Source organism: Kitasatospora sp. NPDC001683, assembly GCF_053596495.1.
The window spans coordinates 1-17,858 of the sequence record NZ_JBSFGK010000127.1; the positions used below are offsets into that span (position 1 = coordinate 1).

15 protein-coding genes are annotated in these 17,858 nt (G+C 71.5%); 11 read left to right on the forward strand and 4 right to left on the reverse strand.

The features are described from left to right. Positions 1-157: 157 nt before the first annotated feature. Positions 158-1,258, reverse strand: coding sequence for a 4-hydroxyphenylpyruvate dioxygenase (gene hppD / locus ACWCYO_RS36755; RefSeq protein ID WP_449786647.1), 1,101 nt, complete (start codon positions 1,256-1,258; stop codon positions 158-160). Positions 1,259-1,451: 193 nt separating this feature from the next. On the opposite strand from hppD, the gene ACWCYO_RS36760 reads away from it, so the two are divergent. The 11 genes from ACWCYO_RS36760 (at position 1,452) to ACWCYO_RS36810 (ending at position 14,119) form a co-directional block, all read left to right on the forward strand. Beyond that, a complete protein-coding gene (locus tag ACWCYO_RS36760; RefSeq protein WP_270149253.1) occupies positions 1,452-1,667 on the forward strand; it encodes a hypothetical protein in 216 nt (71 codons plus the stop codon). Between the two features lie 64 nt (positions 1,668-1,731). Further along, complete coding sequence (locus ACWCYO_RS36765) at positions 1,732-2,955, forward strand: cation:proton antiporter (RefSeq protein ID WP_449786653.1); 1,224 nt, start codon at positions 1,732-1,734, stop codon at positions 2,953-2,955. After that, on the forward strand, positions 2,952-4,271 hold the full coding sequence (locus tag ACWCYO_RS36770) for an aminotransferase-like domain-containing protein (RefSeq protein WP_449786648.1): 1,320 nt from the start codon (positions 2,952-2,954) through the stop codon (positions 4,269-4,271). Before ACWCYO_RS36765 ends, ACWCYO_RS36770 begins: the two co-directional genes overlap by 4 nt. A gap of 155 nt (positions 4,272-4,426) precedes the next feature. Further along, positions 4,427-5,584 (forward strand): 3,5-dihydroxyphenylacetyl-CoA synthase DpgA, encoded by a 1,158-nt coding sequence (gene dpgA / locus ACWCYO_RS36775; RefSeq protein WP_270149259.1) that lies wholly within the window; start codon positions 4,427-4,429, stop codon positions 5,582-5,584. 11 nt (positions 5,585-5,595) lie between these two features. Then, positions 5,596-6,309: an enoyl-CoA-hydratase DpgB gene (gene dpgB / locus ACWCYO_RS36780; RefSeq protein ID WP_270149260.1), complete on the forward strand. Its 714-nt coding sequence runs from the start codon at positions 5,596-5,598 to the stop codon at positions 6,307-6,309. Continuing rightward, positions 6,306-7,658, forward strand: a complete 1,353-nt coding sequence (gene dpgC / locus ACWCYO_RS36785) for a (3,5-dihydroxyphenyl)acetyl-CoA 1,2-dioxygenase DpgC (protein WP_449786649.1) — start codon at positions 6,306-6,308, stop codon at positions 7,656-7,658. Before dpgB ends, dpgC begins: the two co-directional genes overlap by 4 nt. Then, complete coding sequence (gene dpgD, locus ACWCYO_RS36790) at positions 7,655-8,461, forward strand: enoyl-CoA-hydratase DpgD (RefSeq protein WP_449786650.1); 807 nt, start codon at positions 7,655-7,657, stop codon at positions 8,459-8,461. Before dpgC ends, dpgD begins: the two co-directional genes overlap by 4 nt. A gap of 125 nt (positions 8,462-8,586) precedes the next feature. Beyond that, positions 8,587-9,522 carry a Gfo/Idh/MocA family protein gene (locus ACWCYO_RS36795; RefSeq protein ID WP_270149263.1) on the forward strand — a complete coding sequence of 312 codons (936 nt, stop codon included), beginning with the start codon at positions 8,587-8,589 and terminating at the stop codon, positions 9,520-9,522. A 126-nt stretch (positions 9,523-9,648) separates the two neighbouring features. Continuing rightward, the gene (locus ACWCYO_RS36800) at positions 9,649-10,323 is read left to right on the forward strand and encodes a cutinase family protein (protein ID WP_449786651.1); all 675 of its coding nucleotides are present in this window, start codon (positions 9,649-9,651) and stop codon (positions 10,321-10,323) included. Positions 10,324-10,548: 225 nt separating this feature from the next. Next, a complete protein-coding gene (locus ACWCYO_RS36805; RefSeq protein WP_449786652.1) occupies positions 10,549-12,975 on the forward strand; it encodes a penicillin acylase family protein in 2,427 nt (808 codons plus the stop codon). Positions 12,976-13,048: 73 nt separating this feature from the next. Further along, complete coding sequence (locus tag ACWCYO_RS36810; protein ID WP_449786654.1) at positions 13,049-14,119, forward strand: alpha/beta hydrolase; 1,071 nt, start codon at positions 13,049-13,051, stop codon at positions 14,117-14,119. A gap of 93 nt (positions 14,120-14,212) precedes the next feature. Here ACWCYO_RS36810 and ACWCYO_RS36815 read toward each other — a convergent pair whose 3' ends face one another. The 3 genes from ACWCYO_RS36815 to ACWCYO_RS36825 form a co-directional block, all read right to left on the reverse strand. Next, a complete protein-coding gene (locus ACWCYO_RS36815) occupies positions 14,213-15,304 on the reverse strand; it encodes a BTAD domain-containing putative transcriptional regulator (RefSeq protein ID WP_270149267.1) in 1,092 nt (363 codons plus the stop codon). 164 nt (positions 15,305-15,468) lie between these two features. Further along, positions 15,469-16,830, reverse strand: coding sequence for a serine/threonine-protein kinase (locus ACWCYO_RS36820; protein WP_270149269.1), 1,362 nt, complete (start codon positions 16,828-16,830; stop codon positions 15,469-15,471). Positions 16,831-16,842: 12 nt separating this feature from the next. Next, positions 16,843-17,607 carry a serine/threonine protein kinase gene (locus ACWCYO_RS36825; protein WP_405000753.1) on the reverse strand — a complete coding sequence of 255 codons (765 nt, stop codon included), beginning with the start codon at positions 17,605-17,607 and terminating at the stop codon, positions 16,843-16,845. Positions 17,608-17,858 lie beyond the last annotated feature (251 nt).

Sequence of the window (17,858 nt, forward strand, 5' to 3'; positions counted from 1 at the left end):
CGACTCACAGCAAACAAACGCGGGGCGGGGCGGCCGCCGCCCCGCGGCCGCCCCCCCCCCCCCCCCCCCGCGGGGGGGGCCCCCCCGGCCCCCGAGTCTCGCTTGTCAGACGGAGACGAAGGCACGGAGCCGGCAGTGGGCCGGAGCGCCCGAGACCTCATCGCCGTAGCCCACGCTGCCCCGTCCTCTCCAGCTCCACGGCCTCGTAGAGCGCCTTGATGTTCGCGCTGCCGAAGGTTTCGGCGCCCTGGCGCTCGATGACCTCGAAGAACAGCGTGTGCCGCAGGTGGGTCGACGCCGTGAATATCTGGAAGAGCCGGCCGCCGTGGTCCTCGTCGGCGAGCACGTTCGTCGCCCGGAGGTCGTCCAACCTGGACCCGCTCAGGTCGATCCGCTCGCCCAGTAGGTCGTAGTAGGCCGGGGGAGTGGTGAGGAAGCTGACGCCCCGGTCGGTCAGGGCCCGCACCGAACGGACCGCGTCCGGCGAGGAGAAGGCCAGGTGCTGGACGCCGGACCCCTGGTGGGCCTTGAGGAACTCGTCGATCTGTCCCGGGTCCGCCGAAGGGTCGGGCTGGATGAGCGTCAGGGTGACCGAGCCCGACGGGCTCTGCACCACCTTCGACTCCATGGCCTGCCTGCCGACGACGATGTGCTCCTCGAAGACGCACCGGAACCCGAGGGCCGCCAGGTAGTAGTCGACCGTGGGGTCGAGATCGCCGGTGTTCAGACACACCGCGATGTGATCGACGTCGAGCAGGCCCACGACGCCGGTCGGGTCGTCGCCGGTCCGCGGCGTCGGGGAGAAGCCGGCGGGCAGCCCCGGCCCCTCCCCGGGAGCGCGCTGGACGAGTGTGTGGACGACGTCCCCGAAGCCGTGGAGGGCAGCCGTCACGGTCGGGCCGTCGCCCGGGTGCGGGGTCGGCGGGCGGTGGATGCGGGCGCCGTTCGCGACCGCCGCGTCGAAGGCCGCGGTCACGTCCGCGGTGCGCAGGGCGATGTCGGCGACACCGTCTCCGTGGGAGGTGACGTAGGTCGAGGCCACGTGCTCGTCCGACGTCGCCTGGGTGAGTACCAGGGTGATCCGTCCGTGGCGCAGCGCGACGCTTCGGTGATCGGCGAAGTCGCCGGAGCCGACCACCGTGAAGGCGTATTCGTCGACCCAGGTGCGGGCAGCCGTCTCCAGCTGTTCCACGTACATCTCCACGTAGTCGACGGAGAGATCCGCCAGCGGATCCGTCACCTTTGCTGATTTGCTCATGACTGCCCCCAGGTCAGGAGAAGAAGGGCCGGATTCTTTGAACTGTATTGGACGGCCCCGTGGGAAAAAAGCAGACGACCGCTCGACGGATGGACTCCCGGTTGGACGGCGGTTGTCAGAACGCCTGCCCGTGTGTGAACCTGAGTCGGTGAATCCCAACACTCATTGACGTATTTCGCGTGGGGGGAACTCGGTGACATTGCGGAAGGCGGACCTGCGCGGCAGCGTCTCCGGTCCGGTCCTGGACACGATGTACTTCCTCAACGAGGTCGCGCTCCGCTATCCCGACGCGTTTTCCTTCGCGCCCGGCCGTCCTTATGGCGGATTCTTCGACAGTGAGCAGATCTTCTCCCGCATCCGCCGGTACCTGGAGCACCTCGCCGAGCACGAGGAACTCGCCCGAGACTGAATACCCGGCTCCCGCGCCCCGAGGAGAGTTCGTGTCAGAACAGATATCCCGGCTACTCCTGGCACTGCCGGTTGTGATCCTCGCCTGTCGTGTCGGCGCCGCGTTGCTCCGCCGGCTGGGGCAGCCTCCCGTCGTGGGCGAGATCGTGACGGGCATCCTGCTCGGTCCCTCTCTGCTCGGCCGGCTGTGGCCTCAGGCGCAGTCGTACCTCTTCGCTCCGGGGGTCACGGACCACATCGAGGTTCTGGGGCAACTGGGGCTGTTCGTCTTCATGTTCCTGATCGGGCTCGAACTCGACCTCGGCCACTTGCGGGGCAATGGCCGCGCTGCGGCGGTCATCAGCCAAGTCAGCATCCTGCTGCCGCTGTTGCTCGGTGGCCTGCTCGCCCTGGGCATGTTCGACTCGTTCGCTCCACGGGGGACCGATCGAGTCGCCTTCGTGTTGTTCGTCGCCGTCGCCATGAGCATCACCGCGTTCCCGGTGCTCGCCCGGATCCTCACCGATCAGGGGCTCTACCACACACCCATCGGCAGCCTGGCAATGGCGTGCGCCGCCGCGAGCGACATCATCGCGTGGTGCCTGCTCGCGGTCGTGGTGGCCTTCGTGAAGGGGGGCGCTCCGCTCGAGTCGTTGACGACCGTGGCGATGGTGGCGGCGTACTTCGCGGTGATGATGCGGGTGGTGCGCCCGCTGCTCGTCCGGCTGAGCCGCTGGAAGCAGGCCACGTCGGGAGGCGAAGGGCAGGAGGGAACCGTGTTGGCGCTGCTGTTCTGCGGCACGTGCCTCTCCGCGCTGCTGACCGATGCCATCGGAGTGCACGCCCTCTTCGGCGCCTTCTTGTTCGGTGTGGTGACACCGAGGCGTTCCGCCGTCGTCGAGCGGGCCGCGGCCCGTCTGCGATCAGTGGCGGTACCAGTGCTGCTGCCGCTGTTCTTCGTGACGACAGGACTGCGTACCGACATCGGAATGCTCGCCGCCGACCCGGTGCAATGGCTGTGGCTCGGCGCCGTCCTCGCGGTGGCGCTGGTCGGAAAATGGGGCGGCGGTGGCGTTTCGGCGAGGCTGAGCGGACGGCCGTGGCGCGAGGCACTGTCGCTGGGCGCGCTGATGAACTGTCGAGGTCTGACCGAACTCATAGTCCTCAACATCGGATTGGACCTCGGGGTGATGAACGAGACGCTGTTCACGATACTGGTCCTGATGGCCCTGATCACCACGGCAGTGACGTCGCCCGTGGTCAGGGCACTCGGGTCCAGCCGCGAGCTCGCGCCGGCGGTGGCCCGATGACTCGGCCCGGGCCGCAGCCGGGTGCTCTGCACACCGCGGACCTGCACGCGAGTCTCGGCGACCCGGTGCTGGACACCATGAACTTCCTCAACGAGGTCACCCACCGCTACCCGGAGGCGGTCTCCTTCGCGCCCGGTCGCCCCTACGACGGGTTCTTCGAGACGGAGCAGATCTTCGATCACCTCCATCGCTACCTGGACCATCTGGAGGCCAACGGGGCCTCGCCGGGGCAGATCCGCTCGTCACTGTTCCAGTACGGGCCGACCAGCGGACAGATCCGGGAGCTGATCGCGGACTCCTTGCGCAAGGACGAGGGCATCGACGTCCCGGCGGAGTCCGTGGTGGTCACGGTGGGGTGCCAGGAGGCCATGTTCCTCGCGGTGCGGGCGCTGATCCGGGGCCCCGAGGACGTCCTGCTGGTGTCCAGCCCGTGTTATGTGGGGATCACGGGCGTGGCGGCCCTGCTGGACGTCGATCTCACCCCGGTCGAGGAGGGCGACAAGGGGTTCCGCTGTGAGGACCTGGAGGCGGCCGTCCTCGCCGAGCGGGCGCGCGGTCGTCGGCCGCGGGCGTTCTACGTGACCCCGGACCACTCGAACCCCTCCGGCAGCACCATCCCGTTGGAGACCCGGCACGAACTGCTCGAACTGGCGGACCGGTACGACCTCCTGATCCTGGAGGACAGCCCGTACCGGCTGGTCAGCCCGGGGCGGCAGCTGCCCACCCTGAAGTCCCTCGACCGGGCGCGGCGGGTCGTCCACCTCGGCTCCCTCTCCAAGACGCTGTTCCCCGGTGCCCGGGTGGGATACGCCGTCGCGGACCAGCCGGTGGTGGACGACACCGGGCGGACGGGACTGCTGGCGGCCGAACTCACCAGGATCAAGAGCATGGTGACGGTCAACACCCCGTCCCTCAGCCAGGCCGTCGTCGCCGGCATGCTGCTCTCCGCCGGTGGGCGGGCCGCCGATCTGAACGTCGAGACCGCCGCGTACTACGGCGACGCGATGCGCACCACGCTGGCCCGGCTCGCCGAGGCGTTCCCCGAGGAGGAACGGGTGGCGCTGGGTGTGCGCTGGAACGAGCCGAGCGGCGGGTTCTTCCTGTCACTGACCGTTCCGTTCCACGCCGACAACGCGGCGCTGGAGCGCTCGGCGGAGCAGTTCGGGGTGATCTGGACGCCGATGTCCTACTTCTACCCGCGTGGCGGTGGGGAGCGGGTCATCCGGCTGTCCGTCAGCTACCTGACCCACGCGGAGATCGCCGAGGGTGTCGAGCGGCTGGCGTGCTTCATCAAGGACCAGGCGGCGAGGCCCTGAGGCCGCCGCCCCGGCCCTGCCACCGACCGGGGCAGGGCGACACCGGGCCCGCGGCGAACCGTCGCGGGCCCTTCACGTAGGGAAGGGGTTCAGCACGTGTTGGCAGTAGTACGACTCGTTCGCAGCAAGACCCGGATGTGGGGATGGACCTTCCGATGACCACGAGCCCGAGCCTTCCGGCCCCCGGCACCGGCCTCCTGGACCCGGCCTGCCCCGATGCCAAGAACGGTGCGGGCGTCGCCCGCATCACGGGTGTCGGCACGGCGACCACCGAGACCTCCTACACGCAGCGCGAGCTGCTCGACATCTTCCGGATCACCGAGCCCAAGGTCCGCTCGGTCTTCCTCAACAGCGCCATCGAACGCCGCTTCCTCTCCCTCCCGCCCCGGGACGCCGACGGCGCCGTCCTCCCGGAGGCGCAGGGGGAACTGCTCGACAAGCACAAGCGGCTCGCCCTGGAGATGGGCGCCCGGGCGGTGCGAGCCTGCCTCGGCGACGCGGGCATCGAGCTGTCCGACATCGACTACCTCTGCTGCACGACCACCACGGGATTCCTCACTCCCGGGCTGAGTGCCCTGCTGATCCGCGAGATGGGGATCCTCCCCAGGACCAGCCGGGTGGACGTGGTCGGCATGGGCTGCAACGCCGGCCTCAACGCCCTCAACGCAACCGCGAGTTGGGCCCACGCAAACCCCGGCAAGGTCGCCGTCCTGCTCTGCGCGGAGGCCTGCTCCGCCGCGTACGTGATCGACGGCACCATGCGCACCGCCGTGGTCAACAGCCTCTTCGGTGACGGCGCGGCCGCAATCGCCCTGGTCGCCGACGGCCCGGACACGGCCTACGCGCCGGCCGACGTCCCGCCGGCACCCGGCAGCCCCCGCATCCTGGGCTTCGCGAGCCACCTGATCACCGAGGCGATCGGCGCGATGCGCTACGACTGGGACGACGCCCAGGGGAAGTTCAGCTTCTACCTCGACCCGCACGTGCCCTACGTGGTGGGCGCCAACGCGGAACAGGTCGTCGACCGCCTGCTCGGGAACGCTGGGCTGCGCCGCAGCGACATCAGCCACTGGCTGGTGCACTCCGGTGGCAAGAAGGTGATCGACGCCGTCCGGGTCAACCTCGGGCTCACCCGCCACGACGTGCGGCACACCACCGGCGTTCTGCGCGACTACGGCAACCTGTCGAGCGGCTCCTTCCTGTTCTCCTACGAGCGATTGCTGCGGGAGGGGGTCACCCGGGCCGGCGACTACGGCGTCCTGATGACCATGGGACCCGGTTCGACGATCGAGACCGCACTGGTGCAATGGTGAGGGGGAATCCGATGGAGAACAGGGGCACGGCCACCTCGCCGGAGCGGGCCGACCGGACGGACCCGGACGTCCTGCTGCTGCGGATCGACGGTCGCCGGCCCATCTCGGCCGAGGTGGTCTCCACGGTGAACGGCGTCTGCGACGCCGCCGAGGACAGCACCGGAAGGGCTCGGGTGGTGGTCGAGGTGTCGGGCAGCCCCGAGGGGCGGTGGCCCGAAGGCCTGACGGTCGCGACCGTGAGCAAGTGGGAACGCGCTCTGCGCCGCCTCGAACGACTCCCCGCTCCGACCGTCGCCGTCGCCCACGGCGACTGCGGCGGGATCGCCCTGGACACCCTGCTGGCCACCGACTACCGCATCGCGACCGGCGCCGTGCGCCTCGTGGTGCCGGTCGACGCCGGGGCCACCTGGCCGGGGATGGCCGTCTACCGGCTCGCCCAGCGCGGCGCCGGCGCCTCCGCCATCCGCCGGGCAGTGCTCTTCGGCACGCCCGTCGAGCTCGCCGAGGCGCTCGAACTCCAGCTGCTCGACGAGGTGTCGGCCGACCCGGTGAGCGCCCACGCCCTGGCCGCCACCCGCGCCGGCGCCGTCTCCGGGACCGAACTGGCCATCCGGCGCCAGCTGCTGGACGACGCCGTCACGACCGGCTTCGACGAGGCGCTCGGCGTCCACCTCGCAGCATGCGACCGCGCGCTGCGCCGAGCAGCCGTCGGGGCCGCGTCGTGACCGGCGACGAGGCCGGGGCGGGCGTGCTGGATGCCGTCCGGGCGGCGGGTGGTGCCCTGCCCGTCGCCCGGACGGTCCTGGCCGAGACCGCCCGGCGCACCGACGAGCTGTTGGCCGCCCTGCCCGATCCCGAACGGCGCTCGGAGGAGCAGCGGGCAGCTGCCCTGGACGCGGTCGAGGCCGCGCGCACCGTGCGTGCCGCCTTCCTCGACGCCCACACGGACGCGGTCTACGACGAGCTGACCGACGGCCGCAGCGGTCACCTCAGGATCGAGGAACTCGTTCGGGTCGCCGCAGCGGTCTTCCCCGGGCTGGTGCCCACGGAAGAGCGGCTGGCCGCCGAACATGACCGGCCGCAGGCGGCCAAGGAGGGGCACGAGATCGACCAAGGCCTGTTCCTCGGCCGCATCCTGGGCTCCCCCAGGTCCGGCCCGCATCTGCTCGACGCGATGCTGCGCCCGACTCCGCGCGCCCTGGCCCTGCTGCCGGACTTCCGGGCGAACGGCTGGGCGGATCTCGGCTCCGTGCGCCTCGAACGCACCGACGGGGTGGCACGGCTCACGATGTGCCGGGACGACTGCCTGAACGCCGAGGACGACCGGCAGATCGACGACATGGAGACCGCCGTCGACCTCGCGCTGCTCGACCCCGGCGTCGAAGTGGGGCTACTGCGCGGTGGTGTCATGACGCATCCGCGCTACCGCGGCCGACGGGTCTTCAGCGCCGGCATCAACCTGAAGTCCCTGCACGGTGGCGGCATCTCCCTCGTCGACTTCCTGCTGCGCCGGGAGCTCGGCTACATCCACAAGATCTGGCGGGGCCTGCTGGACGACTCCAGCGCGCACTGGTCGTCCCGAACCGTCGAGAAGCCCTGGGTGGCCGCTGTGGACACCTTCGCCATCGGTGGCGGTACCCAGCTCCTGCTGGTCTTCGACCGGGTGCTGGCCGCCTCGGACGCCTTCCTCAGCCTCCCCGCGGCCAAGGAGGGGATCATCCCCGGGGCCTCCAACTTCCGGCTCGCCCGCCGGGCCGGCAGCCGGCTGGCCCGGCAGGTGATCCTGGACGGCCGTCGGATCTGGGCAAGCGAGCCGGACGCCCGGCTCCTGGTCGACGAGGTGCACGAGCCGGAGGACCTCGACGCCGCGATCGAGCGGAGCCTCGGCCGGCTGCGCGGACCGGCAGTGCTGGCGAACCGGCGGATGCTGAACCTGGTGGAGGAGAACGTCGACGAGTTCCGCCGCTACATGGCCGAGTTCGCCGTCCAGCAGGCCCTGCGGCTGTACAGCTCCGACGTGCTGGACAAGGTCGGCCGCTTCACGCTCGCAGCCCCGCCACGAGGTGCGCAGTGAACGGGGACGAGAGCCCTCGTGTCCGGTACGAGAAGAAGGACCACGTCGCGCGGATCACGCTCGACCGTCCCGCCGTCCTCAACGCGATGGACCTGCGGATGCACGAGGAACTCGCGGCGGTGTGGGACGACGTCGAGGCCGACGACGAGATCCGGGTCGCGGTGCTGACCGGTGCCGGTCATCGCGCCTTCTCGGTCGGCCAGGACCTGCGCGAGCGGTCCCGGCTGGACGAGCAGGGCGTGCCCCGGACCAGCTTCGGCAGTCGCGGCCAGCCCGGCTGGCCACGACTGACCGAGCGGTTCCGGCTGTCCAAGCCCGTGCTGGCCCGGGTCGACGGCTACGCGCTGGGCGGAGGGTTCGAACTCGCCCTCGCCTGTGACCTGATCGTCGCCTCGGACCGGGCCGTCTTCGCCCTGCCGGAAGCCCGGCTCGGCCTGGTACCGGGTGCGGGCGGCGCCTTCCGACTCGCCCGGCAGGTGCCGCTCAAGGCCGCGATGGGGTACCTGCTGACGGGACGGCGGATGACCGCGGCCGAGGCACTGCGCTTCGGCCTGGTCAACCAGGTCGTACCGGCCGAGGAACTCGACGACTGCGTCGCCGAATGGACCGCGGACCTGCTGCGCAGTGCACCGCTGGCGGTGCGGGCGATCAAGGAGGCGGTGATGCGTTCGGTGGACATCCCGCTGGAGGAGGCGTTCTCCGCCTCGTACGAGTGGGAGCGGCGTCGTCGGCACAGCGAGGACGCGGTCGAGGGGCCGCGGGCGTTCGCCGAAGGGCGCTCGCCCCGCTGGCTGGGACGCTGAGGTCGTCAGGTTCGGCCGTGGTCGCGGGTCCGCGGCGTCGCTCGATCGGAGCGACGCCGCGGACGTGCGGGAGCCGGTGAATAGGGTGGGGGTGATGGTGTCGGCGCGTACTCATGGAGAAGCTGTTGAATTCGACCTCTGTCCCTGCTGGCGGCCTTCTTCCGATCGGGGTCATCGGGCTCGGTGACATCGCGCAGAAGGCGTACCTGCCGGTTCTGGGCGGATTGCCGGGGCTGGACGTGCGGTTGATGACCCGGGACGGGGCGAAGCTGCACCGGATCGGGGACGGGTACCGGATCGCGGCCGAGAAGCGGTTCACCGATCTCGGGGAGTTGATCGACAGCGGCATCCGGGCGGCGTTCGTCCATGCCGCGACCAGCCAACACGTGCCGATCGTCGAGCAGTTGCTGACAGCCGGCGTGGACGTGTACGTGGACAAGCCGCTGGACCACACCCTGGACGGCTCGCGCAAGCTGGTCGACCTGGCCGACCGTACGGGCCGTTCGCTGATGGTCGGGTTCAACCGGCGCCACGCGCCCGGCTACGCGCAGGCGCTGGAGCGCCCCCGCGACCTGATCGTGCTGCAGAAGAACCGCGAGGGCCTCGCCGAGGCCGCTCGGACGCTGGTCTTCGACGACTTCGTGCACGTCGTGGACACCCTGCGGTTCCTGGTCCCCGGCGAGATCGAGGACGTGGACGTCCGGGCCCGGAAGAACCGGGACGGCCTGGTGGAGCACGTGGTGCTCACGCTCGGCGGGGAGGGGTTCACCGCGCTGGGGATCATGAACCGGGTGTCCGGCTCGACCGAGGAGGTGCTGGAGGTCTCCGGCGGCGACTCCAAGCGCGAGGTGCGCAACCTGGCCGAGGTGATCGACCACCGCGGCCAGCCGACCGTGCGCCGGCGCGGTGACTGGGTGTCGGTGGCCCGCCAGCGCGGGATCGAGCAGTGCGTGCTGACCTTCCTGGACGCCGTCCGGGCGGGGAAGACCCTGGACGCCCACGACGCGCTGCGCACCCACGAGCTGTGCGAGCTGATCGTGGAACGCATCGAGGCGGTCTGACCGGCCGGGCGGGGTGCGGCGCTTCATCGGTATGTCATCGGCCGCTGCCATGGTCGTTCGGTGACCTGGGCCGACCGCGTGCCGCGACCGAGCGGGCGGGGCGGCCGACCTCATGGGGAGGATGGAATGCAAGCTCGAAGGATCGCCGCCGCCGCGGCCGGATTCCTGCTGACGCTCGGGCTGACGGTGGCTCAGGGTGCCACCGCACAAGCGGCCACCACGCGGGTGACCGCTCCGTGCGAGGGCACCTACACGATCGTCGTCGGGGGCACCGGCAGCTCGTGGAACAACGACGGCTTCCGCGGCAACATCCAGCAGCACGTCGGGTACCCCACCCAGATCCCCAACGGCGCCAGCACGCGGGCGGGAGTCAACGAGCTGAACCGGCTGGTCCGCGACCAGCGCGCCGCGTGTCCGGGCCAGCACGTCAAGATGGCCGGGTACTCCCTGGGCGCCGGGGTGGTGCACGTCTGGGTCACCGAGAACTGGCAGACCTTCGACAACGTCAACGCCATCCTGATCGCCGACCCCAAGCGCCAGGGCCCTCCCGGAGCCAACGGCGGCGCGGTGCCCTTCGGCGGCATCATCGGGGCGCCGCTCGCCGGCGCCGACCGGTTCTTCGGCAACGTGCCGGTCAAGACGATCTGCCACTGGGACTACGTCTGCGACGAGTCCGCCGGCATCTGGACCTACCCGGCCAACCACGTCAACAACTACCCCGAAGACTTCAACATGGACCACCACAACGACAGCGCCAACGAGCAGTGGTACAACGGCGCCTGGTACCCGGCGAGTTGGTAGTCGTCGGGCGCCCGTCGGCCCGGTCCCGATGACGCGCTCCCGCGCCACCCGCCCGGGGCGGGGAGCGTGTCATCGGGATGTCATCCCCGTTCCCTAGCGTGGCCGCGTACAGACAAGACACTGGACCGGCAGGGAGAGGACGGACCGATGGCGCTGAGCGCATTCGAACGGGAGGGGCCCGCGCGGAGGGGGCCCGGGCGGAGGGGACTCAAGGCGAGGCTGGCCGTGGCGGTCATCTCCGTCGTGCCGCTGCTGGGCACGACGGCGGCCGCCGGATCACCGGCCGCCGCACCCGGGCCGGACAAGCCGACGATCCGCTACACCGAGTACGGCATCCCGCACATCATCGCCGCCGACCTGGCGGGGCTGGGGGAGGGATACGGGTACGCCGCGGCCAAGGACAACATCTGCACCCTGGCCGACACCTACCTGATGGTCAACGCCCAGCGGTCCCGCTACCTGGGCCCCGACGGCAAGGCGAGCCCCGGCCAGAACCAGAACAGCACCACCAACCTCAACAGCGACCTGTACTTCCAGCGCATCAACGACAACCGCGTGGTGGAGGGGCTGATCGACCAGCCCGCGCCCAAGGGCCCGGAGCCGGAGGTCAAGGAGGCCATCCGCGGCTACGTCCAGGGGTACAACCGGTACCTGGCCGAGACCGGCGTGAACAACATCTCCGACCCGGCCTGCCGCGGCGCGGCCTGGGTGCGGCCGATCACCGAGCTCGACGTCTACCGGCACGCGCACGCCGAGATCATCATGGGCAGCGCCGATCCGCTGGTGGACGGCGAGGTGAACGCCGCACCCCCGGGGGCGTCGGCTGCCGCCCAGTCGGGTGGCGCCCAGCCCGCGCTCTCCCCGGAGGAGACCGGCAACCGGATCCGCGAGGCGATGGCCGCCGCCCGCCAGCAGGGCGGCATGGGCAGCAACGCCCTCGCCGTGGGCTCCCAGGGGGTCTCCGGCGGCACCAGCATGCTGCTGGCCAACCCGCACTTCCCCTGGCAGGGCAAGAACCGGATGTGGCAGGCCCAGTTGACCATCCCGGGGCGGTTCAACGTCTCCGGGGCCAGCCTGCTCGGCCTGCCCGCCGTGAACATCGGGCACAACGACGACGTCGCCTGGACCCACACCGTCGCCACGGTGGCCCCGTTCGGACTGTTCGACGTCCAGGTGGACCCGCTGCACCCGACCAACTACCTGGTGGACGGCACCTGGCAGCCGATGACCTCGCAGCAGGTCGGCGTCGACGTGCTGAACCCGGACGGCTCCCTCGGCAGGGTCACCAGGACCCTCTGGTCCACCCGGTACGGCCCGATCACCACCTCGATCATGGGCATCCCGCTGCCCTGGGTGGTGAGCGCGCACGCGGTGCGCGACGCGAACATGGACAACCTGCGGGCGTTGAACACCTGGTTCCACCTCGACCAGGCCAAGGACGTCAACGACGTGGTGAACTCCCTGGAGACCACGGAGGGCGTCCCCTTCTTCAACACCGTCGCCTCGGACCGCAAGGGCAACGCGCTCTACGCGGACATCCAGGCCGCCCCGAACATCACCGACGCCCACGCGCAGTCCTGCCTCACCCTGACGGGTCAGGTGCTGTTCAACCAGCAGCTGCGGCTGCCCAACGTGCCGCCGGTCTCCATCTTCGACGGCAAGCGCAGCGAGTGCGACTGGCCGAACGACCCGAACGCGGTCGCGCCCGGACTGCTGGACCCGCACGCGCAACCACGCCTGATCCGCTCCGACTTCGTGGGCAACGCCAACGACAGCGCCTGGCTGGCCAATCCCGAGCAGCCGCTGTCCTTCCCCCGCGTGATGGGCGACACCGGGCAGCCGCGCTCGCTCCGCACCCAGGAGCTGATCCTGACCGCGCAGAACCGGATCAACGGCAACGACGGCCTGCCGGGCCGGGGATTCACGCCGGAGAACATGCGGCAGCTGCTGTTCGCCGACAACAGCAGGGCGGCCGACCTGGCCCTCAACGCCACGGTGAGCGCCTGCCAGGGAGCGCCGTTCGGGCTCGTCCTGGTGGACGGCAACCTGGTCAACATCAGTGAGGCGTGCCCGATCCTGGCCGCCTGGAACCACAAGTACACGGCGGACAGCCGGGGTTCCTGGCTGTTCGAGAACTTCTGGTTCTTCCTGACCAACGGGCAGGCGATCGAGAAGCTGCCGTGGCGGGTCCCCTTCGATCCCAAGGACCCGGTGCACACGCCCAATTCGCTGGACGCCGGGAACGACAGCGTCCGCAACTCGCTCGCCCGGGCCGTCCTCGCGCTGCGCAACGCGGGCATCGCCTTGAACGCGCCGCTGTCGGACGTCCAGAAGGTCACCCGCAACGGCGAGCAGATCCCGATCCACGGCTCGATCCACGAGCTGGGCGTGCTGAACGTGGTCACGCCCGGCACGGTCGACGGCAAGTTCGACATCACCTTCGGCTCCAGCTTCATCCAGGAGACCAGGTTCACCGCCGACGGCCCGCCCGAGTCCGCTTCCGTACTGGCCTACTCCCAGTCGGCCAACCCGAACTCGCCCCACTACGCCGACCAGACCAAGCTGTTCTCGGCCGGCCAGTGGGTGACCGAGCGGTACACGGAGGACCAGATCGCGGCCTCACCGGCGCTGGAGGTCAAGGTCCTCGGCTGAGGCCGCGCCGCGCACCACGACGACCACGAGGGGGAACACCGTGACGAGGACACTTCACCGCCGGCGAACGGTGGTGGCCCTGCTGGCCGCCGTCGTCGGCTTCGTCGGGACGGCCACCACGGCCGCTCCCGCCGCTCCGGCCGCTCCGGCCCGAGCCGCCGGCCCGGGCGCGCCGCCGAGGATGACGGACGGGTTCGGCCTGACCCAGGTCGACTCGACCGTGGGCGGTCCCACCGACTTCTACCTCACCGTGACCACGCCCGAGGTCACGGGCAAGCACCACATCAAGATCATCCTGCCGAGCGGCTACTACGACGACCCGGCCCGGCGCTACCCCGTGCTGTACTTCCTGCACGGATCGCCCGACGACCCGATCCAGCAGAACTACCCGGCGCTGACCACCTCCAACGCGATGATCACCGTCATCCCGGACGGCGGCGCCCGCGGCTGGTACGCGAACTGGCTGAACCAGAACACCCGACTCGGGGCCCAGAACTGGGAGAACTTCCACCTCAACCAGGTGATCCCGTTCATCGACGCGAACCTGCGGACCATCCCCACCAAGAAGGGCAGGGCCGTCGCCGGGGTCTCGATGGGCGGGTTCGGCGCCCTCCACTACGCCCAGGACCACCCCGAGCTGTTCAGCCAGACCGCGTCCCTGTCGGGGGACATCGACCTGTCGGTCGACTCCATGGACCTGCGGCTGGCCGTCGTCGCCTCCCTCATCGACGGGCAGGGCGCGATCTGCGGCTCGGCCTCCGGGTTCTGCGACCCCGACAACGATCCCTACAAGCCGGGCGTGGACAGTGACGCCCTGTTCGGCTCGCCCTACCCGGTGTTCAACGCGGACTGGCGGTGGAACGAGGCCGACCCGTCCCAGCACATGGACAAGCTCGTCGGCGTCGGGGTCTCCATCTACGTGGGCAACGGCCACGGCTCGCCCACCGACCTGGAGTTCTGGCTCGAAGGCGCCTCCAAGCACGTCAAGGACCACATGGACGCCCTGGGCATGCCCTACTACTACGTCGACTACGGCGACGGCTCCGCCTGGGGCAGCCAGTGCAACGGCGGCCACAACGGCGGCTGCTGGGAACAGGACCTCCGGGACCTGATCCCCCGGCTGGAGCGGGCCTTCGCCTCCTGACCGCGTCACGGCGCCCGGGGTCCCACCGGACTCCATCAGGCTCCATCGGGCTCCACCGGGCAACCGTCCCGGTGGAGCCCGTCGTCCGACCGGTCAGTGTGCGGGTCCGGTGCGGACCGGGCCCGCCTGGGCGCCGCGCAGGATCAGCTGACGGGTGCGCCGCAGCACCGGACTCGGCGGCACCCCCAGGTCGTCGGCGAGCCGACGGCGCGTGCGGTCGAACACGGCCAGTGCGTCGGCCTGGCGGCCGCTGCGGTGCAGCGCGTCCATCAGCATCGCCGCCACCGGCTCGTTCAGCGGGTGCTCGGCGGACAGCGCGACCAGCTCCGCGATCGCCCCGGCGAGCTGGCCCAGCGCCAGCCGCCACCGCGACCGCCGCTGGGCGACGGTGATCCGGCGCTCGGTCAGTCGCACCCGCTCCAGTTCGGCGAGCGGGCCGGGCAGTCCGGCCAGCGGCTCGCCGCGGAACAGGTCCAGCGCCTGGGAACAGAGGCGGACCGCCTCGGGCAGATCGCCCGCCCGGTGAGCCGTACCGGCGGCGCCGACCAGCGCCTCCAGGTCGGCCAGGTCCACCTCGGTGGCGCCGACCGCCAGGCGGTAGCCGTACCGGTCGTGCTCGACCACCGAGCCCGGGCAGTCCCCGATCCGCAGGGTCTTGCGCAGCCGGTAGACGTGGACGGGCACCACGTTGGTGACCGGCGGCTCCGAGCCCCACACGCCGTCGAGCAGCTCCTGTCGGCTGACGGTCCGTCCCCGGTGCAGCGCCAGCGCCGCCAGTACGGCCTGCTGGCGCAGGTGCCCGAGGTCCAGGGGTCGTCCGTCGTGCCAGGCCCGCAGCGGTCCGAGGACGGAGATCCGCACCTTCGGACCGGCCGTCCGGCCGCCGGTGCCCCGCGGCACCGGGTCCGCGCCCCGGGTGCGGGGGCCGCGGCCGGGGGCGACGAGTCCGCAGTCGAAGGCGTGGACGATGGCGGCGGCCCGGTCGCGCAGCCCGAGCTTCCCGAGGATCCGCGCCAGGTGCCCGGCCACGACCTCCTCGGAGACGCCGAGGGCGGCGGCGATCTCGTCGTCCCGCAGGCCGCAACCGACCGCGTGGAGCACCTCGCGCTCCTGCTGCCCGAGGAGGGCGGTGCTCGGCTGGACGGTGGTGGCGCTCGGCCGGGTGGTGGTGGCGGTCGACGGCATCACTGCTCCCTGCACTCCGGGCCCGCCGGTCCGGCGGACGCCGTCGACAAGCTAGCCGGGGCGCGGTGGGCCCGGAATCCGGAACGATCCGGAGGAGTGCGCGGAGCGGTCCGCGCCGGTTCTCGGCGATCCGCGCCGGTCCCCGCAGCGGTCCGCCGTGCAGGTCAGGGGCAGTCGGCGAGGGTGGGGCGGTCCTTGGTGCGGACGGCGGGGAGCCAGGCGGTGGCGGCGGGGCCGGGGAGGCGGACGCGGTACCAGAGGGTGGAGGTGCGGTCCTCCTCGTCGATGATGGGCAGGCCGGTGGCGAGTTGGCAGTCGGCGTCGAGGGTGTCGTCGTGCCAGACGCGGGTGGGGACGACGTTCTCGGCGGTGTAGGGGCGCCGCGGGTCGATGGCGAGGCCCAGGCTGCACCCCGGGTCGCGGTCGGTGCGGTCCTGGCAGCTGCGTTCGGCGTTGAAGACCCGGATCCGGCCGGCGTGTCCGGTCCGGTCGGAGTGCGGCCAGAGGGCGGAGACGGTGGCGGTGGCCGCGGCGCAGGCCGCGAGGGCGAGCAGGCCGGCGCGCACGCGCGCGCGGCTCCGGCGGCGCGGTCGGCGGCCGGCCTGGTGGGCGCGGATCCGGGCGAGCAGGCTCTCGGCGGTGTGCGGGGCGCGGGCGGCGTGGGTGGGGGCGAGGCAGTCGGCGGCGAGGGCGCGCCAGAACGGGGGGACGTCGGGGGCCAGCCGCAGGGCGGCGCGGCCCTCGGCGTACTGCTGGGCGGCGGCGCTGCGGGCGGTGGGGGTGGCGCCGGGGAAGGGCGGGACGCCGGCGGCGAACACCTCGTGGACCACGATGCCGAGCGCCCAGATGTCGGCGGTGGCGCGGATCTTGACCCCGTGCTCGCCGAGCGGCTCCTTCCAGCGTTCCGGCGGGAGGTAGTCGGGGGTGCCCATGGGGGCGCAGTGGCCGTGGGTGCCGGTGAGTTCGATGGCGAGGCCGAAGTCGGACAGGCGCACCTCGCCGTCGCGGCCGATGAGGACGTTCTCGGGCTTGAGATCGGTGTGGACCCAGCCGGAGCGGTGGAGGTGGGCCAGGCCCTCGCAGATACCGGCGATGATCCGGCCGCCCCGGTCCTCGTCGACGCCGGTGGCGAGCAGGTCGCGCAGGGTGCACCGGGCGCGTTCCATGACCAGGACGATCGCGCCGTCGAGCGCGGGGCGGTCGGGGGCGGTCAGGGTGAGGGTGTCGAGCAGCGGGACCAGCCGGGGGTGCGGGGCGGTGCGGGCCAGCTCGATCTCGCGGCGGGCGGTTTCGGCGACGTTGCGGGCCTGGCGGGGGGCGAGTCCGGCGGTCGGCAGCACCTTGAGCGCGACCGTGTCGTCCACCTCCGGCGCGCCCTCCGGTTCGGACCGGGTGGCTCGGCGGGCGGCGTAGACCGTCGCCCAGCCGCCTTCGCCGATGGGTTCGACGACGGTCCACTCGCCGACCCGGTGGCCGGCCGGCAGCAGTTCCTCGCCGTCCCCGTGGAAGGCCGGGGCGTGCGGCATCGCGGTCCCTCCCTACCGTCCGGGCTCGGCGGCTTCGGGGCGTGGCAGTAGCGCGAGGTGCTCCTCGCGGACGATGCCGAACTTCAGGGCGAGTCCGACCACCGCCTCGCGCTTGCCGTTGCGGCGCTCCGTGCGGTCCGTGCCGTCGGGCACGTCGATGCGGAGCTTCTCGTCGGCGAGGTAGTCGATGTGCGAGCTGACCGCGCGGGCGGTGAGCCGGCCGCAGGCCGGGTGGCCGCGCAGCCGCGCGACCACTTGGGGGGTGGTGGGTACGGCGGCGGGGGAGCGGTCGCGCAGCCACGGTTCGCAGAGCGCGACCAGGACCAGGAAGTAGGTGGCGGTCTCGTCCAGGGAGTACGCCGTCATGGTGCGGCTCTCCCAGGAGCCGACGCGGGCGTGCGGGTCCAGGTAGACGTGGTCGGGCGCGAACACCTGGAAGGACAGCGGCGTCTCGCGCCGCGAGGGCAGCACCACCCGGGAGAACTCGAACGGGATCGGTGCGCCGATCCGCCGGGGCGGCACCCGCAGGTACTCGCCGGCGCCCTCCGGGTTCTCCACCAGGTAGGCGTGGGTGTTGCTGAGGTTGCTCAACTGCCAGTGGTCGTCGGTCGCGTGGATCTCGCCGGCGAGCCGGGAGACCGTCTCGTCGCCGAGCCGGAGCTCCACCGGCGTGGTGGCGGAGCCGCGGCCGAAGCGCGCCCGCTCTCCCGGACCGAGCCGCAGGGTGACCGCCTCGTCGCCGCTCCCCTCCGGCAGATGGACGAGAATCCCGCTCACCGTTCCTCCGTCCCGCGCACCGCTCCCCCGTTTCGCCTGCCGGCCCTTGCCGGACGGACGAACGTTACCTCTTTGAGCATGACAATAAACCGTATGGTGGTGCAGGCCACTTGACGGCGAGGTCGTGGAGGCGGACGCGGAACGGCCTGCGGGCGGGAGCACGAGTGCTCCCGCCCGCAGGTGACTACTGCTCTGATCAGTTGACGGCCGGTCCGGCGGTGGTGTTGAGCCAGGCCCAGTCGGACCAGGTG